We start from the raw sequence: 21425 nt of genomic DNA on the forward strand, positions 1-21425 counted from the left end.
GCTTCCATACACGTCCCATCGAGGTACAGCATGTCCCAGTGGTCGCTTTCCCAGCTCCTGTCGTCCCTGCATGAAGACATCCAGCAGCGCTTGTCCGTAGTACGCAAGACCTTCGGTCACCCGGGTACGAAGGGGGATGCGAGCGAGAACGTCTGGATCGACATGCTGGATACCTATCTGCCCAAACGGTACCAGGCGGCGAAGGCGCATGTGGTGGACAGCCTGGGGAACTTCAGCCAGCAGATCGATGTGGTGGTGTTTGATCGGCAATATTCGCCTTTTATCTTCACCTACGAGAACGAGACGATCATTCCAGCCGAAAGCGTGTACGCCGTGTTCGAGGCCAAGCAGACGGCTGACGCGGGGCTTGTGGCCTATGCCCAGGAGAAGGTCGCCAGTGTGCGCAGGCTGCACCGCACGAGCCTGCCGATCCCGCACGCTGGCGGGACCTACCCAGCGAAGCCGTTGATTCCGATTCTGGGTGGCTTGCTCACCTTCGAGAGCGAATGGAGTCCTGCATTGGGCCCATCCATGGACAAGGCGCTGAACGCAAACCTCACCGAGGGGCGTCTGGACATCGGATGCGTTGCCGCCCACGGGCACTTTTTCTATGACCAAGCCAGCGGCGCGTACAGCTACACCAACGAAAACAAGCCGGCGACCGCGTTTCTTTTCAAGCTGATCGCGCAGCTTCAGTTCAGTGGAACGGTCCCCATGATCGATGTGGAGGCTTACGGTCAGTGGTTGACCAAGTGAGGGGTCGCTGTGGCAAGCATACGTTCGGAGTACCACCGGTTCCTGGCGCACTTGACGCAGCGGCACGTGCACGACGACGTGCGCCGGCTGGCGCACCTGGTGCTCGATCACCTGCAGCCACTGGCCGAGGTCGGTGCTGCACGCCGGGGGCGCTCCACGCGCTTGGCGCCGCTGGCCATCGCGCATCTGGCGCAGATGCCTGTCGCCTACGACGGGGACGCGCGCGGCCCCGAAAACGGGCCGGCGCTCGGGCGACTGCACCAGCTCGAAGTCGGGCCGTTTCGAGGATTCATGCGGCAGGAGACGTTCGACCTCAGCCATGACATCACCTTGGTCTACGGTGCCAACGGCACCGGCAAGAGCAGCTTCTGCGAAGCCTTGGAAGTGGCGATGCTCGGTTCGATCAGCGAAGCGCAGGCCAAGCGGGTCGACCAGCGGACGTACTGCAACAACGCTCGCCTGCGCCGCCACATCGCGCCAGTCCTGTCGTCTACGGCGGCGGGCGAGGCGCAGGCCGTCCAGCCCGACGAAGCTGAGTATCGCTTCTGCTTCATCGAGAAGAACCGCCTCGACGATTTCGCCCGAATCGCCGCGCGGACCCCGAGCGATCAGCGCCAGCTCATCGCCACCCTGTTCGGCGTGGACCAGTTCAGCGAGTTCGTGCGCGGCTTCAACCCCTCGCTCGATCAGGACCTGATGCTTGCCGGCGTGCAGGCGGCGCAGCTGGCGCAGCGTCGCCTGCAGTTGGCGAACTCCGAACAGACCATCGCCGCCTACCCGCAGAAGATCGCAGCGGTCGAGGGCCTGGAACAAGCTTTGGCGCAGCGCATGTCACCTGGCGCGACCTATCAAACCTGCGTGGACTGGCTGCTGGGTACGCCGCAGCAGCAAGGACGGCTACCGTATGTCCAGGCTCAGCTGGACGCCAACCCGCCTGCCATTCACGAGGTGACCCAGGCCCGCCTGCAAGCGTTGCTGGCAGAGGCCTACCGCGTCCAGGGACTGTGGCAAGCGTCTTCCGCGCAACTCGCGGCCCGCGCCGGCGAGGTGTCGTACGCGAAGCTCTACGAGGCCGTGCAAGCGTTGGCGGACGGGGCGACCGCGTGTCCGGCATGTGGAACCGAACTGGCCGCCGTGGCGCAGGACCCGTTCGCCAGGGCGCGAATGGGCCTGGAGCAGCTCGCGCAACTGGCCGTCCTGCAGCAGCAGGAGGCCGGGCATCGGACACAGTTGAGCGAGGCGGTCCGAGCGCTGTGTGACGAAATGCGCCGCGTGGTGGCGGCGGCTGGGGTCGCTTGTCCTGCCGAATCGCAGGCCGCGGGCCTGCCACTGCTGCCTCCCACGTCGGCGGGCAATTGGCTCGGCGGCGGGGTGAATGGGGACCAGCGCGCCTGGCAAGCCCTCTTACGGATCGCACAGATCATCGAAGGCTTCGACGCGCAGGCGCGCGACGTGAATGCCCAGCGCGGCGCGATGGCCCAGGAGCGGGACCGCCTGCAACAGCATCAGCTGGAGATCGAACGGCTGCGGACCATGCGCACGACTGCGGATCAGGAGCTGGCGGCCGCCCGCCAAACCGTGGCCCAATTCGACGACGCGAACCGCGGCCTGATCCAGGCGGCCACGGACGAAATGCCGGTGGTGGTGCACCATCAGCGGGTCAAGGCCGCCTACGACGGCTTCCTGCCCGAGATTCAGGCATACCTGACCGCTCTGCCGGGGGTTCTGCTACAGGGGCTGGGAGACCAAGCCCGCCATCTCTACAACGCATTCAACCGGGCCGATCCGCCCGGCGATCTGCTGCACGCGCTGTGGTTGCCCGTGGCCGAGAACGGCAAGATCGAGGTGGAGTTCGCCGGCGAGCCGGGCGCGCGCTACGACGCGTTGATCGTCTTCAGCGAAGGGCACATCAAATGCCTGGGCCTGGCGATTCTGCTTGCCAAGAACCTCGCGCAGGGCTGCCCCGTGGTCATATTCGATGACGTCGTCAACGCGATCGACGACGACCATCGCGATGGCATCTGGCGTACCTTCTTCGAGGACGGTTTGCTCCACGGCAAGCAGGTTATCCTCACCTCGCACGCAGAGGAGTTCCTGCACCGCATCCAGCAGGAGTTGGGCGTGCGCCGCGCCGCGGCCATTAAGCGCTACAAGTTTCTCCCGCATCAGGGAGAGCACGAACTGCGGGTCGACAGCGACCCGCCAGCGAAGAACTATGTTCTTCTGGCCCAGCAGGCGTTGGCGGCTGACGAGAAACGCGAGGCACTGCGTCAGGCCCGGCCGGCGCTGGAGAGTCTGACGGACCGCCTGTGGACGTGGCTGGGTCGGCGGGCGGACGGCCGGATCGACATCAAGCTGAGCGGGCCCCGCGCGCCTTGGGAGCTGAACAATAAATGCACCAAGTTGCGGTCGGCCGTCGAGCGTATCGCGGCGCAACATGCGGGTGCGCCGGATGCCGTAGGGGCGTTGGTCCGGCTGCTCAATGTCAGCGGTACGAGTATTGAATGGGGTTACCTCAATAGCGGTGTGCACGACGCTCAGCGCGATCATGAGTTTGATCGGGCGACGGTAAGAACGGTCGTCGAGGCGGTTACGGCGTTGGATGCTGCTCTTGATACCCTGCAGAACCGATGAACGGCACACGGCTTTGCAGAGCCGTGCCGCCCGTGTCACCTCATAAGTACTTCTTGAAGCTGCCTGCGGTCAGGCTGACTGCCATCCCCAGCAACGCCGCGCTGGGCAGCAGGATGACCAGAGGATGCACCGATATGGGCAGAGCGAGATAGGTGACCCAAGGCAGCACGGCCAACGGCATCAGGCTGGCCTTCGCGCGGTGGTAGATGAAGCCGGATTCGCGGCCCGCGCCGAACCGGCGCACATCCCGTCGCACCAGGCCGTCAATCAGGCCGACGAATGCCGCCGTGAGGATCAGCGGCAGCGTGAGCACCAGGACCAGCAGGCGCACCAGGAAGGTGAGCGTCGTGAAGGCCGCAGCGATCAGGTAGCTTTCGGCCCAGACATAGACTTGGCTGATGTAGTAGCGGAAGTTGCGGCTCTGCCCGTGGCTGGGCGCGCGGACGCGCTCGGCGGTCTGGCTCATGCGCTCCAGCAACCCCGAGCGCACGAACACCCACTCGTACCCGGTATCCACCAACTCGTGCGCCGTGCGCCCGGGCTCCTGTACCACCACGCTGCGCGTGAAGTGGTTGGACAGGTGCCCGAGTTCGTACCGCAGCATCTGCTGGGAGTGGCGCCAGCCCTGGTCCTTCCAGAACAGGTGCATGCCGGCGCACTCCACCACGATCGAGAACAGCAGCGAGCCAATGAGCACCCCGAGCAGCCGGAACGGTAAGGTGATGGTGCCGACGATCAAGCCTTGGCGATGGTTCTGCTCCCGCTGCGCGGTCGAGGCGGCATCCTTCATGGCACGGCCTCGTTGCCCGCGCCATCGTCGGCGCCGGTGGCCACCGCGCCGGGCTCGGCCGCAGCGGCATCGTCCAGCAGGTCGTCGGGCAAGGCCGCATCCTGCAAGGCCGACGAGCTGGTGAACTCCCACCACTGCGTGGCCTCGCTGTAGCTCTGGCGCATGTACCCGGCCAGTTGCTGCAGGTCCGCCGGCATCACTTCATCCGGGTCCGGCGCCGGCAGCGGCATACGCACCTTCCAGAGCTGGCCGCCCTGCAGCAGCGCGAAGCACTGGCCCTTGGGCAGGCCGACGACGTGTGACGGCTCGATCATCGGCACGCTGGCCATGCTGATGCGGTCCTGGGTGTTCGACGTGAAATCCGTCGCGCCGCGGATGTCTGAGCTGTCCGTCGCGCCCGAGACGATGGTGGTTGTATAGACCTCGACCTTCGGCAACTGCCTCGTCAGCAGTTCCGCGGTGGCCGTCTCGCGCACGCGCAACATGAATAAATTGTTGAAATTCCCGATCACTTGGCCGGCCTTCGCGCGATTTCCGATGCGGGCCTCGATGTCCGAGAGCGTCTGCGTGTACGCCGTGACTTGCAGGCCGGCACCGCCGCCCTTGTTGATGAGCGGGATGAATTCATCGCCCATCAGTTCATTGAATTCGTCCGCGTGCACGTTGATCGGCACGCGAGCGCCAGCCACTGCGCCGGGCAGGCCATCGTCGATTCCGTGCTTGTAGATGTGTCCGGCCACCGAAACCAGGTCAGAGAACATCGAATTGCCGACCGCTGCGGCGACCTCGGCGTCAGACAACGCATCCAGACCCACATAGACGATGGCCCGCTTTCGGATGACCTGCATCCAGTCGAAGATCGGGCGCGGGTCGGCCAGGTCGGAGTAGTTCGGCGCCAGGAGCTGGGCGATCTTGCCGCTCGTGAGCTTTTCCAGCAGCGGCAGCAGCGATGCAACGATCTTGTCGAAGTAGGTCTTGTCGTAGCGCACCGCCGAGCGCAGGCCATCGAGCACAGGGTCGTAGTTGCGCGCCTGGGAGAGGTATTGCTCCAGCGCCACCACACGCTTCTCGCGCCCGATCATGTTCCTTGGGATGTTCTTCTCGTTGAGCTTGGCCTCGATCTGGACGATCACCTCCCAGGCCTTGGGCTCCGTCTTGGCAAAGTAGTGCTGGGCGTACTCAATGAACAGCGCGTCGATGTTGATGACGTGGCGCTGGATCAGCATGTAGTCCGGGCGCTGCCCCAGTTCCACCAGGGCGCGGGCGATGATGTTCACGAAGCGCCATGCGAACTCGCGGAACGCCGCGCTGTTGCCTTCGCCGGAGAGCTGCCCCGCGATGCGTGTCGCCACTTCCGAGATCCGACCGAAGCGGCCCACGGCGTTGTAGCGGGCGCTGATTTCCGGCCAGCCCAAGTGGAAGATGTAGAACTCGCCTTCGCGGCCAGCGCGCTGGGCTTCGACGTACATCCGTTTCAAGAGATCGGCATCCCCCTTGGGGTCGATGACGATGACGACCTCATGCTCGCCGGCAGCATTCCTGCGGCGGATGTCCTGCGTGACGAACAACTCGGCCAGGCGCGTCTTGCCCACCCGCGTGGTGCCCAGCACCAGCGAGTGCCCGACGCGCTCGCCCAGCGGCAGGCTGACGTCCACTTCGTCGGGCTCGATGCCGTGCAGCCTTGGCAGGCCGCCGACAGGCGGCAACGGGCGCACGGGGTTGAAAGGCGCGTCCCAGCCGGTGAGCTTCGGCAGGCGCGAGAGCGGCAATGGCGCGAACTCCAGCCGTTCCTCCAGGCGCCTGGTCAGCCGGTAGGCCGGCGTCGGCTCGACGTAGCGGCGGAACTCGGGCCGGTACGTCTGCATCAGCCGATGCGTGTGCTTCTGCTCCCAGAGAAAGCCGCGCCCCACGAATAGGCGCTGCTGGCTGACCGGCACGTCCTTGCTGGTCATCACGTAACGCGGCAGACGGCGGATGTTGCGCCGGTAGCGCAGGATGATGCGGGCATCGCGGTAGCGGATCGCGCCGTAGGCGCCGAACGCCAAGGCGCTGCCGATGCCCATGGCCGGGCTCAGCGCGAGCGACCATGGGGCCACCAGGCACAGAAACGCGGCGCCTGCACACGCCGCGACGGTGTATAGCTCCACCGCTGGGCGTAGCAGAACCTCGACCGGCTGTTTGCCCGACATGGCTTCATTGCTCGATGCCGGTGGCCGTGATCAGCGCCGGGTAGTGCCGCAGGCCCAGGCGATCGGCCAGGTCGTCGCCGGCCACGGGCGCGAGCGGCACGCCCGGCACCAGGGCGCGCAGCCGCGCCAGGCCCTGCGCGGTCTCGACGTTGACGACCAGGCCGACCGCGCCACGTTCGCGCAAAGCGGCGGCGCGGCGCTGCAACCAGGCCCGGGAAGCCTCGTCGTCGCCGATGACCACGAACGGCCGCAGGCCGGGCGCTTCGATCACCCGTCGCGCGACGGTGCCGGGCGTGAGCTTGGCGCTGCGCACCGGCAGCATCGCGGCTTCGTCCGCCCGTGTGGCAGGAACCTGGGGCGTCGGGATGGACGGCCGCGCCGGTGCGTTGGCGCGCGGCTGGAGATTCAGGGCTTCGTAGTACGGCAATGCCGACGTGCCGCCACGGTCCTCGACAACGATCAGTGGCTCGCCGGCACGCGAGGCCAGCGGCAGGCCTGACAGCAGCATGAGTAGGCCCGTGAACGCGAGATGGGCGGGATGGGGTTTCGTCATGGGGAGGTCTCCTGGCGCGCCGCGAGGACCGCGGCGGCTGGTCGCGTGCCCTGCACGCGGGCAAGGTGGCGCGACACGCTGCGCCGATAGCGGGCGGCGGGCTCGCCGCCTGCGGGGCGGTGGTAGCGGCCGATCGCCAGCAGCCAGTCCTCGCCGGGGGTGTGCTGCTCCTTCAGGATCTCGGCGGCAACGGCCAGGTTGCGATACGGATCCAGCAGGTCGCACGCGCCGGTAAAGCGGTGCTTGTGGTAGCCGAGGTTGATCTGGCCCAGGCCCGCATCAATGCGCGTGTGCGGCGTGGCGCGCATCGCCTGCTGCAGGCCAGCGCAGGCGTCGGCGCGCGTGGCGAAGCGGCGCGACTGGCCGGCGACGTTGAGGGACCACGGCCACGGCACCAGGCGCCCGTTGCGCCGGATGCCGCTCTCCTGCAAGGCCACGGCGTAGAGCACGGTCGAGGGGATGCCTGCGCGCTGGGCGGCAAGCTGGTAAGCCGGTGGCGGAACCTCCTGGGCCAGGGCGGCAACGGCATACAGGCCGGCAGTGAGCACCAGTGCGCGCAGGGGCATGGCTACGGCTGGCGCTGCCATTGGCCGTTCACTTCGCGCACGGCGGCGGGCAGATCGCCGGGCAGGCCCAGTGACAGCCAGCGGCCGCCGTCGTGGTTGAGCGTGATGCTGCCGGCGCGCACGCGCGCCGGGTCGATCTGCGCGCGCTTGGCCCAGTCGCGGATGCGCGCGTCATCCTGGCGGCTGCCCACCATGTACAGGTCGAACTCCGCGCCCGAGGATTGCAGGCGCTGCACGAGCTGTCCGCAGGCTGCGCAGCCGTCCTTGACGAACACCGCCATGCGGCCGCTGCCGCGCAAGGGACTGCTGGATGGGCCGGCGCCCGGCTTGTCGTCGGGCAGGTTCACGCGCTGCATCCCCGGATTCAGGCGCTGCCAGGCCTCGTCGTAGGCGCGCTGGTAGGCGAGCAGCTTCTCGACGCGGCGCGCTTCCACCTGCACCTGCAGTTCCGCATAGCGGCGCCGTTCTTCGTCCGTGCGAGCTTCGATGCCCAGGGCGGACAGCGGGTCCAGGTTGGGCGAGTAGATACCCAGCGGCCCATCCATCAGCTCGCGGTAGCGTGCCCATTCTTGTGGCTGCAAGCCCCATTCGGTTGCCACCCGGTCGTCCAGCACGCGGGCGGCCAGCGGGCGCTCCTGGCTCTGTGCGTTGCGCGCCGAGGTCGTTGCGGGCTGCTGCGCCCAGGCGGGCCATTGCGACGACGCCACCAGGACCGCGAAAAGGAGGATCGACGGCTTCATGGGGTGCTCCGGTCAGGGAATCGCCACGCGGCGGGTCTGGTTGCCGGCCTGGAACACTGCGGTGTTGCCCTCGATCGCCTGCAGGCGCCACGGGCCGACCGCATCCCCGGGCAGCAGCACCTGAAGTTGGGCGGGCGTGAAGTCCCCGATGCTCGGCGCGACGGACACGCTGCGCTGGCCGGCGCGCAGTTCGGCGCCGACGACGCGGAATGGCAGCGGCGGCAGCTCGGTCTTGGAGGCGGCGGACGTGCGCGATGCGCGCCGCTGGGCGGGTGCGGTGGCACGCGCGGCGGCTTGGCGCGCCTTGATCTGCTCGACCTCCGCGCGCAGCGCCTGGAGGTCGTCGGCCGCTGCGTAGCCACTGAGAGATTTCTCGACCTGGGCCGCGCGTGCTTCCAGAATCTGGCGGGTGTCTTTGAGGTCAGCGTCCGTCGCGACGGCCGGGCGCTGCTGGATGGCCTCGATCGTCTCGGCCAAGCCAGTTGCCTGCGCTTCCAGGCGTTGCAGGCGGGAATCCAGCCGCTCCTGGTCGGCCTGGTCGCTGAGGGCCTGGTAGCCCAGGGCCGCCAAGACGCTGAGGAAGATCAACCAGAGCCACATCAGGCTCTGCACCACCACGGCGGCGGTCGATCGCTGGGCAGGTTGCGGGGCGTTCATGGCTGGCCTCCCGAAACCATGGGTGCCAGCGGGAACGTCTGCACCGCCTCGGTGGCGGGTGGCTCGGATGGGGACTCGGCGACCGCGCGATCGCCGGGCCGCTCGAAGCAGATTTGCCGTGCGCGGTCATCCGCGTGCAGTTCCCAGGCCGGGCCAGCCAGCGTGAGCAGCGCATCGCGCAAGGTCATGGGGCCGAGGTGCAGGTGTACCGCCGGCAACGGCAGCGCGTACAGCTCGATCACGGCATGCGCGGTCTGGCACAGGCCATAGCCGCTGCGTTTGAGCACGTGCCGAAGCCCATCCCCGACCGTGGCGCGGGCATCCTCGGGCATGGACACGTCGATGGTCTGCAACAACAGGTCGCGCTGCGCCGCCATGGGTGCCAGTTCGACCAGTGTGTAGCGGGCGTAGCGCACGACCGGGATGTACTCGGAAGCCTCGGGTTCAGGCGCGGCCAAGACTTCCGCGATGGTGTCGGGCGCGACCGGCGCAGTCGTCGTCGCGCAGCCACCGGCCAGCACCGACCACAGCAGGCCGAGAAATCCCGCCAGAAGGCGGCGTTCGGGATAGTGAAACCACGGTGGAGAGGGGCACATAGCTCGGCGTCCTGAAACATCCAGCCCTCACCATCGCCGCTCAGGCCGCGAGCGGCAGCAAACAATGCGAACCAGGCAGCGTCCGATTTACCGGGAGCGGCAAAAAAAACGGCCCCGAAGGGCCGTAAGTGGAACGTGTCATGCGGCGACAAGCTGCCGGGCCAGTGCGACCTCGACGGAATCACCGTCCTGGTTCAGGACATCGAGCCCGGATTCGGGCACGTCGCCCGAGGTGGACTGCGAGACCATGATCTTCTTGGCCATCAGCTCCAGGCAGGTCATCTGCGAGGAACCGGCGTAGCCGAGGTAGATCACACGCACGGGCTGCTTCTGCCCGATGCGCCAGGAGCGGCGTGCCGCCTGCTGGAGCGAATACACGTTGTAGCCACTCTGCATGAACACGATCGTCGGAAACTCCAGCAAGTCCAGCCCCGTCTTGACCAGCTCGGGATTGGTGACGAGCACGTCGATGCCACGGTCCAGTTGCTCGGCGATCCAGTCTTCTCGGCGGCTGGCATCCACGCTTGCGCGCAGCACTGCCACCTTGAAGCCTTCCTGCTCCAGCAGCCCCTTCAGACGCGACGTGGTGTCGCGCGTGCCGGTATAGACCGTGTAGGCCAGAACCTTGCGGCCCTGTTCCTTCTCCGCTTTGCAGATCTCGATCAGCTCACGCTCCTTGGGGCTGATCTCGAACTCATTGAACTGAGCCGGGACAAACGCCAAGGTGTTGCGCGTGCGCGGATGCACCACGGTCTCCGACCGGAAGCAGCAATCCGGCCAGGCCAGCAGCACGTTGAGCACCACCCCCAGCAAGGTCGTATCGCGTCGCGCCAGAGCCTGTTTCAGTTCTGCGGTCAGCCGACCCGCCAGATCGCGGTAGGCCGCAGCTTGCGCCACGTCCATCTGGACTTCACGAAACTCCTCGTCATACGGCGGCAGGACGTTGCCACCGATGTCCTTGAGCTTGAGGAAAATCGTAAACGGCAGGATGCAGCGCAAGACGCCTTTCGGGCCGAAGCCGGGAGCCTTGACCGTGCGCACCGATACCTTGGTGCCCTTGGCTGTCTTGTGCGCCGTGCCGGCGCTCTCGGAGTAGATGTCCTTGAGGACGCCGTGATCGCGCATGAATGCCATCGCAGCCGAGGTCATGCTGCCGCTCGTGGTCGGGCGGTAGCCGTCTTCGATCATCCGTCCGGGCAGTGCCCGGAACAGCAGGTAGAACAGATCATCGCCGTAGCCGCCCATCAGCGTGCCGGTCAGCAGCAAGGTCTTGCGAGCCTTCGCCGCCAGCACGCCCATGGCCTGGCCCTGGGCACTGCCACCGTTCTTGTACTCGTGCGCCTCGTCGGCGATGAGCAGGTCGAACGTGCCTTGCGGTAGGTAGCGTTTGATGAACTCGGACGGTTGGTAGCCGCCTTCGCCAAAGCCAAACTCCATGTTGGCCATCGCACGTTCCATGCGCGTGGCCTGACGGTCGGAAAACACCAGCTCGCCGTTGCCATCCATGAGGTTGATGAACTCATGGATGTTGTCGCCCAGCATCGAGGCCAGGAAGCCGTCACCGAACTTCTGCATCAGCTTCTGTGCGGTGACTTCCCCGATGGTCGGTATGCGCTTCAAGGCTTTGAGGACGACCGAGGACTGGTCGCTGCCGGACAGGCTACGCGGGCGGATCAGCGTCCACAGGGGCGCGGCGCAGTGGCTGCACTTCCTGCGGGACTCCTCGGCTTCGAGCGCGACCGGGTTGACCGGCTCGCCGTCGAGGTCGGTGATGAGTGTGCCGCAGTCCGGGCAGGCTGCCACGTCGCCGTGGCGGGTGCGCCGCTGGGTGAAGACCGGCTTCCAGTGGAACCCCATCCGCATCCTGACGCGCCCCAGGATGAAAAACTCCTGGCCCGTGGGCTGCACGCCCAACTGCTCACGCAGCTTGAGGAGCTTGACGAGCGTATCCGGCCCATTGAGCACCCATACCTTGGCGCCGGCCACCGTCTCCTGGATCTCCCGCCGCCACTTGTAAACCAAGTGCGGTGGCGACAGGACCAGAGTGCGGCGGTAGCCTTCGGCGTTGAGCACGGCGGCCGTGGCGATGCCGACGGTCGTCTTGCCGCAGCCCATTTCGCCATTGACGATCGCAGCGCGTTCGCCTTGATCGACCAGCAGCTCGGCTGCGGCATGGACGACTTCGGCCTGGGCCGGGAACAGCTTGCGTTTGAGGCTGGCGACGATGAGCTGCCGGTGCGCCTGCGGTTGGCCGGTATAGACAGGCGGGTTGGCGCTGTTGAGGGCGTCGAGCAGTTCGTCGCCGAACTCGCCGACGAAATCCTGAAGGCTCAGGGTCAGAGGGGATGATTCCGCGTCGAGCAGTTCGCCCTGTACGGGCGCGGCGTCAGCGGCAGTGGTTTCGAGATCGAAGGACATTGTGATGCTCCAATGAAAAATGGGGCATGCACCACCCCCAGCGGGGCAATGGCATGCCCCGTGGTGGGAAGGAAATCGGCGCGCGGCCGAAGGTGGTTGAAGATGCTGGCCTGAGTGGCCTGCGGGTGAACCGTGCTCAGTCTTCGGACGGCAGCACGATGGCAGTGACGCTGCGCCCCGCATCGGTGATGATGCGAATGGCGAGTCCCGGGTGGATCACATAGTGCGATTCCAGCGACGCGCCCGATTGAAGTGCAACGCCGTTGGCGTGCCATTGGCAGACGTTGACGTCACCCCAGTCGCCACGGGTGTGGCGCCTGAAGTACGGAATCGGGTCCAGGCGACCCGCGCGGACCAGGTGGTCAACGGCTCTGCTGAAGATAAGCGCCCCGATGGGGAACGCCAGCCTCTGGCAGTAGGTTTCGATGCGATGCGATGCCATGGGCTCCTCCTTGAAAGGCTATTGAGCCACGACACCCCTGGCGGAGTGAAGTGGCTCCGTCAAGTGGATGGGATGACGAGGCGGCGCCTTCAGATCAGGTCGCGCTCTTCGGGAAGCTGGACCACCGTGGTCTGGTGGTCTTCGCTGGTCTTCACGAGCAACACCAGTTCCGGCGTGATCCGGTACTGGGAGATCATCAGGTTGTCCTGTTGGATTGCGACGTCGTTGGCTTGGCGGGTGGCCTCATCGATCTCGCCCCAGTCCCCGCGCACATGGCGCTGGACATAGGCCAAGGGGTCGATCAGGCCTCGCCGAGCCAGCCAATGCACCTTCTCGCTCAACTTCAACGTACTCGGTGCGAACAAGGGTTGCTTGCGCGGCGCAGGCCGCTTGAACGGATTGGGGAACATGGTGTTTCTCCTTCGATGTGGTACAGCAGGACGGCAGCGCGTCCGGTGGATCAGCGAATGGTCAGCACCTCGCCCCTTGTCGGGGAGCCAGGCGTCATGTCCCACGCGCGGATAACGGGCACAAACTTGTCGGTGAGGATGCGTGTCTCGGCGATGGAGCCGTCTTCGCGTTCGGTGAATTCCCGCTGGAGCGTCTTGTCCTTGTGGGTGTCACCTTTGACGACGAGCACGCGCCCCGTCTGGGAGCGCACGACGCCCGAGATCGCGCCCGCGGCCAGAGCCAGGGCGAGATGCCAGTGGGACAAGGCCCGCGCCGGTGGACGCAGCGACTGCTGCGCGGTCCCCAAGTGCGTGTCCAGCGACGGCCAAAGGCCTTGCAGCCGGCCAACCTCGTCGGCGAACTGTTCGGGCTCCATCGTCACGCGGAAGAAATGCTCCGGCTCGGCCGGACTGGCGGGGACGATGTACGGCAGGAACGGCCATTCGCTCGGCAGTTCCTCGGCTTCGACTTCGCCAAGCCCAACCTGCAGCAGCAGATTGCGCACGGCCTTGACGCCATCGGGTGCCAGCTCCCGCTGACGGACCCGGCGGCCGAAGATCACCACCTGCTTGAACTGCGTTTCCACCGCTCGGTAGATACGCAGATCGGTGTAGTGGCGCGTCAACCAGCCGACCAGCTCCGCGTCGAGCACGTAGCCGGGGACGATGAAGACCAGCACGCCGCTGTATTGCAACAGCGACAGCGAACGCTGATAGAACAGCTTTTCGAGGCGGGCACGGCCCTGGCCCTGATAGCCGATGTTGCCGTTGACGTCCTTGGACAGGTCGCCATACGGTGGATTCAGCCACAGTAGTCCGAAGGACTGCTTGGAGATCATCGTGTCCATCAGGTCCGCGTGCAGGCAGTGATCGACCAGGCCGCGGGCATGGCGCGCCCGCTCGGCGTCGAATTCGACGGCGAACGCCTTGGCCTGTTCGCGCCCGAGGGCATGAGAGGCTTCGGCGATTGCCACGCCTTCACCGGCGCAGGGATCGAGGATGCACATCGGCCCGTCGCTGGGCATCAGTGCGTTGAGGGCTCTTTCGAGCGTGGGTTCGTCGGTCGGGTAGTACCCATTTTTGGCGAAATTGCGGGCGAGCCGCGGGAACATGAGAGCCATGGAAGTCTCCTGGTTGGCGGGGATGAATGACGGAAGCACGCCAAGGCGTGCCTCCGAGGGTGGGTCAAGCCGCCACCGCTTCCGGCGTCCAAATCTTGGCCGGATAGGGATAGGCGGTGAGCGCGTCACTGCGGATCAGGGAGCCCAGCGCCAAGCTCAGCGCCGGCACGTCGATAGCGAGCCGATGGCCTTCCAGCGGCCCGAGGGCGGACGGAAGGCGGGCCAGCATCTCGCGGCTTTGCAGCAGTTCCAGCACGGTCTCGCGCCAGTGGTCGAGCAGCGGCAACGGGCAGGTGTCCCGCACCAGCATCCACAGGCGGTCAAGCCGGTGGGCGCTGTCACGTGGCAGCAGTGCCAATGCGCTGGCGTTGGCCTTGTCGGGCTTGACGCAGCGCCGGTCGAACAGCCACACGTTGGACAGCGAACCGAACAGCGTTCGCCGGTAGGCGCGCGTGATGCGCTTTTCCAGGCGATCGACGTTGCCGATGAATACCGGGACGCTGCCGCCCTGGTCGGTGATGACGTGGAACTGGTCCAGTCCCTGCTCGTCGCGCCCGAGGGTCAGGCGTGCAAGGAACTGCTGGACGGCGGTGTCGCGCGCCCAGATGGACAGGAAGATCAGGTTGCCCTGGTCATCGCCGACGCAAGCGTCGGCCATAACGTCCGGGCATTCGTCGATGTGGAACAGCGTGGTGGATGAAGTGTGTGCGTGCATGGTGGTGTCCTCGATGAAATGAGGGGCAGCACCGCCCGCAGGGGCAGCGAATGCCCCGTTAGGGATGAAGGAATGCGGATAAGGTGTTCGATCCGCTTGGGCGTTCAGAACGTCTGTTCGGTGAACGAGCCGTCGGCCTGATGCTTGACTACACGGTTGCCAACGTTGCCCTCGCAGTCCTGTTGGACTTCGGTGAACATGCTTTCGGGCACGTCGATGTGGAAATGGCGCAGGACCACTCGGTAGTAGTCCAGGTAGTGGTTGAACGGGTCGCTCTCGTGCAGGTTGCTGTACAAGAAGTCGTCGCTCTCGACCTTCGCGGTATCGTCGATCAGCTCGGCCGGCTTTTCGATGAATAGGAAGAAGTAATTTGCCGGCCGGTCCCAGCCCAGTACGACGGTGATGGGAAAGCCCTTGTGAACGGTGTCGAAGTAGTGCCGACTCATGGTGATGTCCTCGGTGAATCGGAAACAGCACCGCCCCTGAGGCAGGTGCTGCCCCAAGGGGTGGAGAAAAGCCGCGCAAGCGGCGATGACGTGTGCCGGACCTCAATAGTCCGAATCGCAACCGGACGGGCAATAACCCAGTTCGATTCCGTGCGAGCAGTAGCCGTTTTCGGCGTTCCAGTCCTGGGTTTCCTGCCTTTCGGCCGGTGTGGCGTAGCCCCATTCCTGTGCGATCTGCAGCGCCTGTGCGCGTTGCTCTTCCGGCAATCGACTGGCTTGCGCGTCGATCTCCGAACTGAAAAGCGTGACCCAGTGGTCCCAGGACAGGCCACAACCACGCTGGGCGTGCTCGGCGGCTGTCTTGCAAACAGCTCGCCACGCGGGTTCACCCAGCGAAGAACGGGGTGTATCGCAATCGATGGTGGACATGATGGAGACCTCCAGAAGAAAGCCGGGGGCCTCCCCGCATAGGGAAAGAGCCCCGGCGGGTGGATGAAGAACACCGCGCATGCGGTGTCTGCGATCACGCAGGTTGCAGTTCGGCCTGGCGGCTCCACTCCTGCGTTTTGAAGTCCAGCGCGTAGCCCAGATCGCCCAGGCGGGCGATCTGCGCGCGCAGGGCGCGGCGGTCGATGGTCGAATCCAATTTCACGGAATCGCCCAGCGGCCAGAGCAAGCCGAACAAAGCAACGTCGCCCTCTTCGGTGCTGCCAGGGGCAGCCGCCGCAGCGGGCGTCGGTGCATCCACACCGAAGGGCGTGGTATCGACCAGCGGGTCCGCCGAGGCCTGCACGGGTGCGGGCTTGGCGGGTCTGGAGGCCTTGGCGGGCTTGGCCGGCGTTTCCGCAGGCTGCGTCCCCAGCTCTTCATCGAGTGGATCGACTTCCTGGGTGGCGAAGCTGCGGGCCTCATCACGACTCAGTTTGTCGATGCCGTTGAGCGTCATGCCGTCGAGGTTTGCGCGCACTTCAAACCGCGCGCCGCCCGCGACCGGATAGGACTTCGCGAAGATGTAGCGAATGACGAAATCCCCGTCGTACTTTCCTTCGGGGTACTGCTCCAACTCCGCGTCTTTAACCGCGAACTCGCCGATGGGGGTAGAAAGGCGCCCAACCGTGAACGGGCCGTTCTTGCCCCGGATGGTCCGCAACGTGAGCTGGCCCGGGACGACGATGGGTAGGGCTGATCTCGTAGGTGCCGATGTGGCTGCCATGATGGTTCTCCTTGGACGAATAGGAAAAAGGCAAGGCCCCGTGAGGGGCCGTGCCGGATCAGAACGAAGCAGCCAATGCCGGCTCCTGCTCCTCGACTGCACATTCGGGCTCGCGCTCGGCGGGCTCGGCAGATTGGTAGGAAACGGCGTCGGCGGCAGTGTCGATGGCGTTGGCGGCTTCGGACGCGGGTGCGTCCTCCGCTGGCGCTGCCTCGGCATGCGCCTGGCTCGTCGGATAGACCTGGGTGCCGTCGATCTTGATCAGACCGATGTGGACCAGCGTCGATTCCAGGCTTGCGGCCGGTTCCCCAGCGTGCTCGCCCTTGGTGCGGATGTACGGATCGATCTTCATGTCGTTCAGACGAAAGGCGATCAGCACCTTGCGATCCCCTTCGATGGCCTGCACGCATCGGCGAACCAGATGCTCGGCTTCAGGGGTGGCGACGATCGTGTCGAAGTACCGATATTCCGGTTCATCGACAGGTCCGGCCAGCGCGGCGATGGAGCACGACAGGAACGGGTCACCATCCTTGGGGGTGACGTCCTTCGGACGGTTGAGGTAGCCGATGCCACGGGTGATCAACTCGTGCTGCTCGATCGAAGCCAGTTCGGCCCGCTCGATCAGCTCGGCCTTGAGCAGTCGCGCCTTGAGGGATGCGGCGGCCTGGCCTTTCTGTTCGCCCTTGTCGCGGATGTAGGCATCGCCCCAGAGGTCGCCGAGGCGAAAGCGCACCAGCGGTCGCTGCTTGGAATCGTCAACGCCGATGTAGCGCTGAACGAGCTTCTTGGCCTCGGCACCCGAGACCTTGACGTCGAAGTAGCGGTAGCTCGGGTCCCTGGCGGGGCCGACCAGCGCGGCGATGGTGCAGGCCAGGAAGGGCTGCGCACGGCGGCCGCCCCTGACGGGCACCTCACGGACACGCTGGAGGTAGCCGATGCCCGAGGTGTGGAGGTCGAAATACGATTTCTCGTTGGAAGTGGTGTTCATGGTGAATCTCCATAGGGAAAAGCGGAGACACACCGAGCCCACGCATGCGGGGAAAGGTGCGTAACCCCGCGGTGGGTTGATAAGGCGAAAGCATCCGCCACCAGGGACTGGTGGCCGCTCGCGGATGGATGCGGTGCGAGCTGGCTCGGTCACGCAGTGGAAACTGCGCCGCAACCTCGAGGACCGATGGTTGCCTGGCATGTCGCTGACAGCGTCAGCAGGCATGGGGTCAGCATGGCCGGGCCTCGCGCGCGCGACAGCAATCAATTGGCACCCGCGCGTTTCCCTTTGTCCACGCAGCCCGGCTCAGCGCAAAAGAAAGCCCCCGGTGTGGGGGGCTGCGAGAGTCGAGTGGCGGTTGCCGCGCTATGCGGGAGGCACCACCTCCAGCGACAGATGTGTGGCGGTGGCCGACAGCATCAGGTCGTCTTCGGTGTGCAGGATGCGCGTGAATACGCCGTCCTTCGGGTCGAAGTACTCCCCGAAGTCGTCGCCGCCCAGTTCGGCGCGCGCCAGTTCCCACCAGTCGTCGAACGGGTCGGTATCCGGGTTGCAGCCGACGGCATAGGCCAGCAGCTTCACACGCCCATCCGGGCGGCGCTCTCCCTGCTCGGCGAGGAAGTACACGCCCTGGTCCTTGACCAGGATGACGCGGCATTGGCTGGCGATGGCCTCGGTCAGCACGGGGCGCAGGTCGGAGCCTTTGAATCGCAGTGACATGGTTGAAATCTCCTATGTGGAATAGAGAAAAGGCCCTCCATCCGCATGGATGGAGGGCCTGTGGGCACATGGCCCATGGGCGAAACTTCGTGGCGGGACCCACGGGTCAGCCGTAGAACCGGCAGGATTCAGTTTCCGGCGTCATGCCGGCACCGCCTGGCGCTGCCGGGTAGCCTTGGCGTCGATCACGCTCACATCGATCAGGCGCCAACGTCCGTCGTCGATGAGTCGCTCCAGCACTTCGCCGAGCATGTCGAAATACACCTCGTCATGCCGATCGACCAATTCGCCGTCGCGATGCAGCTCCACCACGTAGGTGTCGCCGCCTCGGTCGTACAGCACCGTCACCCGGCCCTCGAACTTCGCGGTCGAGACCGTGAAGCTGATCGCCGGAGGCGTCTCGATGATCTTGGACGGCGTCGGATCGACCCAGGTGAAATCCCGGGCACCCGCATCGACCAGCATGTGGGTGATGCGCCGGAAGCCATCGGGCGCCGGCATTTCCTCCAACTGCTGGATGAGCTGACCCAGCTCCATGCACTGCGGCTCGGGAATGGGCAGCTTGGCCGGCGCGGAGCCGAGGATGTGCGTCTTGACGGTGTAGGGAATGCCGTCGGACGTCATCTCGGTGCGCTCTTCCGGCGTGTCCGCCCGCAGCCCATCGAAACGGCGCCGTGCGTAGGGTTGGACATGCACCTTGGCGCCTTCGTCGGGGACGGTGGTCACCAGCTTGGAATCGAGCACAGCGAACTCGCTCGGCTTGAGCTTGACGACGATGGCATCGTCGGTGATGGCGACTACCTTCCCGTCGAAGGGCTGGGGGTCGACGGCGAAGCCCAATGTCGAAGATTGCGGCTGATCGTCGAACACGCGGTACTTGAACGACCGCACGTTGCGGGGCACGTGGCCTGCGACTAGCGAAGGCATCATGGATTTGATGAGGGAACGGTCCATGGGAATCTCCTTGAGGAAGAAACAAGGGATTCCCCGCCCGCAAGGGAGAGGTCCCTTGTGGGTGGTGTGGATGGACGCGGTACGTCCGTGGAAAACATCGACCAGCACGGCTTCCCGTGCTTGCAGCCTTGAAGGTCTTGGCTGCCTGGGCATGTGTCGGCAACGCCGACGAACATGGGGCAAGAATGGCCCGGGAGTAAGCGGCCCGCTTGCAGGAAACGGCACCCCATCGCACCCGCTTTCCAGCGCTGCGGGCGAGAAAAAGCCCCTCGAAAGGGGCTTGGGGGTCAGGCTTCGTACACGAAGTAGTGTTCTCGCTGACGCGGGAAGAACACGTGCTTCCACGTGTCGCCGCTTGTGTTGCCACCGTCGAATACGACCATTTCGTAGTCGTCAATGTCGGTGTCCACCAGATCGGCGCTGTCGATATGGCGCATGTGCAGCGTACCGCTCATGCGCTCGAACACCAGGATCTGGCCGATGGCGTCGTCCTGGCTCATGGCGTTGACGCAGGCTCCAAGCTGATTCTCGAAGTCGGGCGTGGGCAAGATGAGATCGGGGAACATGAGATTGCTCCTATGGAATTGAACCAGCCCGGCTCCTGGTGGGAGGCGGGCTGGCATATGGGGGATAAAGGGGAAGGCTTGCGCGTCGCGTGTCTGCTAGGTCTCGGCCAGTGGCAAGCCCAGTAGCGCGGGTGCGTCGGCATCGAGGATGAGGATGCGCACATCTGCCTGGCCGGCCAGTTCAAGGATGTTCGCCAGGTCGTCAGGCATGCCCTTGTCGCGGTGCTCCTGTCGAAGCTGCTCAGCACTGATGCCCTCGGCATATTCCAGGTTCTTGTCTGTCCAGGGCGTGGAGATCAGCTTGACGCCAATCGCCGGGCTGTACGGAACCCGAAAGGCGATGAACAGAAAAGCCTCCGGCGTGGCGAGGTCTGCCAGGTTGGCGAGGTACTGGCCGGTTTCCTGGCAGATGTGCGCGCTGCTGACTTCCCAGCACCGGCTGTAATAGCCGGTCTCGAAACTCAACCGCTGCACCACGTCTCGCGCGGCTTCGGCCGAATAGGTATCACCGACATGGACCGGGCGGCCGTCGAGGTCGTCGCCATGGATGGCATAGACCACGGCGCCCACCACGCCTTCGCCGTTGATGCCTTCAACAGCATCACATTCAGCAATCAGCTCGTCGCTGATGGCGTCAGTGCCGCTTTTGATCAACGCGAAGTCGCTGGTGACGATGCAAGGCGATGAGATCAGGTCGTTGTCGGAAAGATGCGCTTGGCTCGTGTGGATGGATCGCCAGACATGCGGGCTTCCGTCCCCGTAGCAGATGCACAGCGTTCGGACGACTCTCAGATTCCAGTAGCCGCGTACAAAGGGATTGGGATTCTGGGTCATGGAATTTCTCCAGATTGAATAATGGAGCCAATTCCCGCCACCGGGAATTGAACCCCGGTGGGTTGAAAGTGGAAAAAGCGTCAGGCGGCACTGATCGAGGGCTTTGGGCCAATCGGCGCAGGCTGACGGAAGAAAAATCGAGGGACATGGCCGCGTGGACGCATGTCCCTCATGGGCAGTGAACAAAAAGACGGTGGTATGCCGCAGACCGGCTCACCAACCGCTGTAGTTCACCAACAGAGCGGCGATGACCTTGCGGCGTTGCAGATCGAGACCATCGAAGTCCGACAGTCCTTGGAAGTGGCAGCGCTTGAGCATGGCACCGCCCTCGCGCGCGTTGTAGAAGCTGAACATGGCGGACAGGAACATGCGTTCCCCGCTGCTCAGGACGCCGAGTGCGTCGTTGGCACGCAGCATGTCGGGACGCAGATCCCACTTGCTCTTTGCCTGGTTCAGGCCTTCGCGCGTGCCGTCGCCAAACCATTGCGGGCCTGCGATCTCGACGCCGCGCTTCCAGACCTCGAAGAAGGCTTGGGGCGCGGCGGCGAAATGCTGCTCTTCCCGCATGATCTGATCGACGACTTCCTGGGGCAAAAGCTGGTTCATGACGTGGTTCCTCCAGTTGGATCAGGGTGTGGCGAGCTGGGACCCGCCGCCTCTTTCGAGGGCACGTTGAGCCGCGGCATAGCTGCGGAAGTACTGGCAGGATTCCCGCGAAACGGGACCTTCTGTATCGCGCGTGCCGATGTAGTGGCCGGCGGCGCTATGCAGGATTTCGAGCGGCAGGAACTTGCCGCAATGGATCAAGGCCAACTGGCCGAAAGAGGCTTGCTGGGACGTGGACGGGCTCCTTGGAAAAAGCGGGGCCTCGTCCCTCACGGGATGGCAGCTCCCGCACGCGGTTGAGAAAAAAGCATCGGCGTCACGGGTGACGCGCGTCCGCAGACTCGATGCGATGGCGGACTGGCGGGTAGCGCGGAAAGAATCCGCGGCAGCCTGGAAACTCTGGCTGCTGGCATGGTGCTGACGAATCAGCGACACATGCGGGCAGCTTCATGCGCGAGGCGAGCCGCGTCAG

24 protein-coding genes are annotated in these 21425 nt (G+C 65.2%); 2 read left to right on the plus strand and 22 right to left on the minus strand.

Going from position 1 to position 21425, the window contains the following annotated elements; all coding sequences use genetic code 11:
- Positions 1 to 30: 30 nt before the first annotated feature.
- Together nucC and ACT6SE_RS06975 are read left to right on the plus strand one after the other, a co-directional pair.
- The gene (gene nucC / locus ACT6SE_RS06970; protein WP_003050273.1) at positions 31 to 756 is read left to right on the plus strand and encodes a CBASS effector endonuclease NucC; all 726 of its coding nucleotides are present in this window, start codon (positions 31 to 33) and stop codon (positions 754 to 756) included.
- Between the two features lie 66 nt (positions 757 to 822).
- Positions 823 to 3390 (plus strand): AAA family ATPase, encoded by a 2568-nt coding sequence (locus tag ACT6SE_RS06975; protein WP_003105622.1) that lies wholly within the window; start codon positions 823 to 825, stop codon positions 3388 to 3390.
- 40 nt (positions 3391 to 3430) lie between these two features.
- Here ACT6SE_RS06975 and ACT6SE_RS06980 read toward each other — a convergent pair whose 3' ends face one another.
- The 22 genes from ACT6SE_RS06980 to ACT6SE_RS07085 form a co-directional block, all read right to left on the minus strand.
- Entirely contained in the window at positions 3431 to 4180 is a 750-nt protein-coding gene (locus tag ACT6SE_RS06980) for a TIGR03747 family integrating conjugative element membrane protein (protein WP_003109778.1), read from the minus strand.
- Positions 4177 to 6369, minus strand: coding sequence for a type IV conjugative transfer system coupling protein TraD (gene traD, locus ACT6SE_RS06985; RefSeq protein WP_003116813.1), 2193 nt, complete (start codon positions 6367 to 6369; stop codon positions 4177 to 4179). Before traD ends, ACT6SE_RS06980 begins: the two co-directional genes overlap by 4 nt.
- 4 nt (positions 6370 to 6373) lie before the next feature.
- Complete coding sequence (locus tag ACT6SE_RS06990) at positions 6374 to 6922, minus strand: integrating conjugative element protein (protein WP_003109779.1); 549 nt, start codon at positions 6920 to 6922, stop codon at positions 6374 to 6376.
- Positions 6919 to 7488, minus strand: coding sequence for a transglycosylase SLT domain-containing protein (locus tag ACT6SE_RS06995; RefSeq protein ID WP_003050289.1), 570 nt, complete (start codon positions 7486 to 7488; stop codon positions 6919 to 6921). Before ACT6SE_RS06995 ends, ACT6SE_RS06990 begins: the two co-directional genes overlap by 4 nt.
- A gap of 2 nt (positions 7489 to 7490) precedes the next feature.
- Positions 7491 to 8228 (minus strand): TIGR03759 family integrating conjugative element protein, encoded by a 738-nt coding sequence (locus ACT6SE_RS07000; protein ID WP_003098886.1) that lies wholly within the window; start codon positions 8226 to 8228, stop codon positions 7491 to 7493.
- Between the two features lie 12 nt (positions 8229 to 8240).
- Positions 8241 to 8885 (minus strand): hypothetical protein, encoded by a 645-nt coding sequence (locus ACT6SE_RS07005; protein WP_003098888.1) that lies wholly within the window; start codon positions 8883 to 8885, stop codon positions 8241 to 8243.
- The gene (pilL2, locus tag ACT6SE_RS07010) at positions 8882 to 9481 is read right to left on the minus strand and encodes a PFGI-1 class ICE element type IV pilus protein PilL2 (RefSeq protein ID WP_003098890.1); all 600 of its coding nucleotides are present in this window, start codon (positions 9479 to 9481) and stop codon (positions 8882 to 8884) included. Before pilL2 ends, ACT6SE_RS07005 begins: the two co-directional genes overlap by 4 nt.
- Before the next feature lie 138 nt (positions 9482 to 9619).
- Complete coding sequence (locus ACT6SE_RS07015) at positions 9620 to 11899, minus strand: helicase-related protein (protein ID WP_008268369.1); 2280 nt, start codon at positions 11897 to 11899, stop codon at positions 9620 to 9622.
- A gap of 136 nt (positions 11900 to 12035) precedes the next feature.
- Complete coding sequence (locus ACT6SE_RS07020; protein WP_008265659.1) at positions 12036 to 12341, minus strand: hypothetical protein; 306 nt, start codon at positions 12339 to 12341, stop codon at positions 12036 to 12038.
- 89 nt (positions 12342 to 12430) lie between these two features.
- Positions 12431 to 12751, minus strand: a complete 321-nt coding sequence (locus ACT6SE_RS07025; RefSeq protein WP_003098896.1) for a hypothetical protein — start codon at positions 12749 to 12751, stop codon at positions 12431 to 12433.
- A 50-nt stretch (positions 12752 to 12801) separates the two neighbouring features.
- On the minus strand, positions 12802 to 13935 hold the full coding sequence (locus ACT6SE_RS07030; protein WP_254916320.1) for a DUF6094 domain-containing protein: 1134 nt from the start codon (positions 13933 to 13935) through the stop codon (positions 12802 to 12804).
- A gap of 40 nt (positions 13936 to 13975) precedes the next feature.
- On the minus strand, positions 13976 to 14626 hold the full coding sequence (locus ACT6SE_RS07035) for a hypothetical protein (protein ID WP_008266552.1): 651 nt from the start codon (positions 14624 to 14626) through the stop codon (positions 13976 to 13978).
- Between the two features lie 104 nt (positions 14627 to 14730).
- Positions 14731 to 15072, minus strand: coding sequence for a hypothetical protein (locus tag ACT6SE_RS07040; protein WP_006226014.1), 342 nt, complete (start codon positions 15070 to 15072; stop codon positions 14731 to 14733).
- Between the two features lie 102 nt (positions 15073 to 15174).
- Positions 15175 to 15501: a hypothetical protein gene (locus ACT6SE_RS07045; RefSeq protein WP_006226013.1), complete on the minus strand. Its 327-nt coding sequence runs from the start codon at positions 15499 to 15501 to the stop codon at positions 15175 to 15177.
- 94 nt (positions 15502 to 15595) lie between these two features.
- On the minus strand, positions 15596 to 16285 hold the full coding sequence (locus ACT6SE_RS07050; RefSeq protein WP_006226012.1) for a DUF3275 family protein: 690 nt from the start codon (positions 16283 to 16285) through the stop codon (positions 15596 to 15598).
- Positions 16286 to 16343: 58 nt separating this feature from the next.
- The gene (locus ACT6SE_RS07055; RefSeq protein ID WP_006226011.1) at positions 16344 to 17273 is read right to left on the minus strand and encodes a DUF3577 domain-containing protein; all 930 of its coding nucleotides are present in this window, start codon (positions 17271 to 17273) and stop codon (positions 16344 to 16346) included.
- A gap of 366 nt (positions 17274 to 17639) precedes the next feature.
- A complete protein-coding gene (locus ACT6SE_RS07060) occupies positions 17640 to 17993 on the minus strand; it encodes a DUF3085 domain-containing protein (protein WP_006226010.1) in 354 nt (117 codons plus the stop codon).
- A gap of 141 nt (positions 17994 to 18134) precedes the next feature.
- Positions 18135 to 18947 (minus strand): hypothetical protein, encoded by an 813-nt coding sequence (locus ACT6SE_RS07065; RefSeq protein WP_006226009.1) that lies wholly within the window; start codon positions 18945 to 18947, stop codon positions 18135 to 18137.
- A gap of 287 nt (positions 18948 to 19234) precedes the next feature.
- Positions 19235 to 19513: a hypothetical protein gene (locus ACT6SE_RS07070; RefSeq protein WP_003108989.1), complete on the minus strand. Its 279-nt coding sequence runs from the start codon at positions 19511 to 19513 to the stop codon at positions 19235 to 19237.
- A gap of 96 nt (positions 19514 to 19609) precedes the next feature.
- Complete coding sequence (locus ACT6SE_RS07075) at positions 19610 to 20347, minus strand: DUF5983 family protein (protein WP_003098947.1); 738 nt, start codon at positions 20345 to 20347, stop codon at positions 19610 to 19612.
- A gap of 213 nt (positions 20348 to 20560) precedes the next feature.
- The gene (locus tag ACT6SE_RS07080) at positions 20561 to 20953 is read right to left on the minus strand and encodes a hypothetical protein (protein WP_444811118.1); all 393 of its coding nucleotides are present in this window, start codon (positions 20951 to 20953) and stop codon (positions 20561 to 20563) included.
- Between the two features lie 21 nt (positions 20954 to 20974).
- Entirely contained in the window at positions 20975 to 21388 is a 414-nt protein-coding gene (locus ACT6SE_RS07085; RefSeq protein ID WP_003098951.1) for a hypothetical protein, read from the minus strand.
- Between the last annotated feature and the right edge of the window lie 37 nt (positions 21389 to 21425).

Origin of the sequence: Stenotrophomonas sp. LC732, from assembly GCF_052446685.1 — a bacterium.
Classification (GTDB): domain Bacteria; phylum Pseudomonadota; class Gammaproteobacteria; order Xanthomonadales; family Xanthomonadaceae; genus Stenotrophomonas; species Stenotrophomonas muris.

Bases quoted from the DNA above. Each gene is read 5' to 3' on its own strand.
- ACT6SE_RS06995 (WP_003050289.1), bottom strand. From the start codon at position 7,488: ATGCCCCTGCGCGCACTGGTGCTCACTGCCGGCCTGTATGCCGTTGCC.
- ACT6SE_RS07070 (WP_003108989.1), bottom strand. From the start codon at position 19,513: ATGTTCCCCGATCTCATCTTGCCCACGCCCGACTTCGAGAATCAGCTT.
- ACT6SE_RS07035 (WP_008266552.1), bottom strand. From the start codon at position 14,626: ATGCACGCACACACTTCATCCACCACGCTGTTCCACATCGACGAATGC.
- ACT6SE_RS07040 (WP_006226014.1), bottom strand. From the start codon at position 15,072: ATGAGTCGGCACTACTTCGACACCGTTCACAAGGGCTTTCCCATCACC.
- ACT6SE_RS07055 (WP_006226011.1), bottom strand. From the start codon at position 17,273: ATGAACACCACTTCCAACGAGAAATCGTATTTCGACCTCCACACCTCG.
- ACT6SE_RS07075 (WP_003098947.1), bottom strand. From the start codon at position 20,347: ATGACCCAGAATCCCAATCCCTTTGTACGCGGCTACTGGAATCTGAGA.
- ACT6SE_RS07045 (WP_006226013.1), bottom strand. From the start codon at position 15,501: ATGTCCACCATCGATTGCGATACACCCCGTTCTTCGCTGGGTGAACCC.
- ACT6SE_RS07005 (WP_003098888.1), bottom strand. From the start codon at position 8,885: ATGAACGCCCCGCAACCTGCCCAGCGATCGACCGCCGCCGTGGTGGTG.
- ACT6SE_RS07080 (WP_444811118.1), bottom strand. From the start codon at position 20,953: ATGAACCAGCTTTTGCCCCAGGAAGTCGTCGATCAGATCATGCGGGAA.
- pilL2 (WP_003098890.1), bottom strand. From the start codon at position 9,481: ATGTGCCCCTCTCCACCGTGGTTTCACTATCCCGAACGCCGCCTTCTG.
- traD (WP_003116813.1), bottom strand. From the start codon at position 6,369: ATGTCGGGCAAACAGCCGGTCGAGGTTCTGCTACGCCCAGCGGTGGAG.
- ACT6SE_RS07050 (WP_006226012.1), bottom strand. From the start codon at position 16,285: ATGGCAGCCACATCGGCACCTACGAGATCAGCCCTACCCATCGTCGTC.
- ACT6SE_RS07015 (WP_008268369.1), bottom strand. From the start codon at position 11,899: ATGTCCTTCGATCTCGAAACCACTGCCGCTGACGCCGCGCCCGTACAG.
- nucC (WP_003050273.1), top strand. From the start codon at position 31: ATGTCCCAGTGGTCGCTTTCCCAGCTCCTGTCGTCCCTGCATGAAGAC.
- ACT6SE_RS07065 (WP_006226009.1), bottom strand. From the start codon at position 18,947: ATGGACCGTTCCCTCATCAAATCCATGATGCCTTCGCTAGTCGCAGGC.
- ACT6SE_RS07025 (WP_003098896.1), bottom strand. From the start codon at position 12,751: ATGTTCCCCAATCCGTTCAAGCGGCCTGCGCCGCGCAAGCAACCCTTG.
- ACT6SE_RS07020 (WP_008265659.1), bottom strand. From the start codon at position 12,341: ATGGCATCGCATCGCATCGAAACCTACTGCCAGAGGCTGGCGTTCCCC.
- ACT6SE_RS06980 (WP_003109778.1), bottom strand. From the start codon at position 4,180: ATGAAGGATGCCGCCTCGACCGCGCAGCGGGAGCAGAACCATCGCCAA.
- ACT6SE_RS06990 (WP_003109779.1), bottom strand. From the start codon at position 6,922: ATGACGAAACCCCATCCCGCCCATCTCGCGTTCACGGGCCTACTCATG.
- ACT6SE_RS07060 (WP_006226010.1), bottom strand. From the start codon at position 17,993: ATGTCACTGCGATTCAAAGGCTCCGACCTGCGCCCCGTGCTGACCGAG.
- ACT6SE_RS07000 (WP_003098886.1), bottom strand. From the start codon at position 8,228: ATGAAGCCGTCGATCCTCCTTTTCGCGGTCCTGGTGGCGTCGTCGCAA.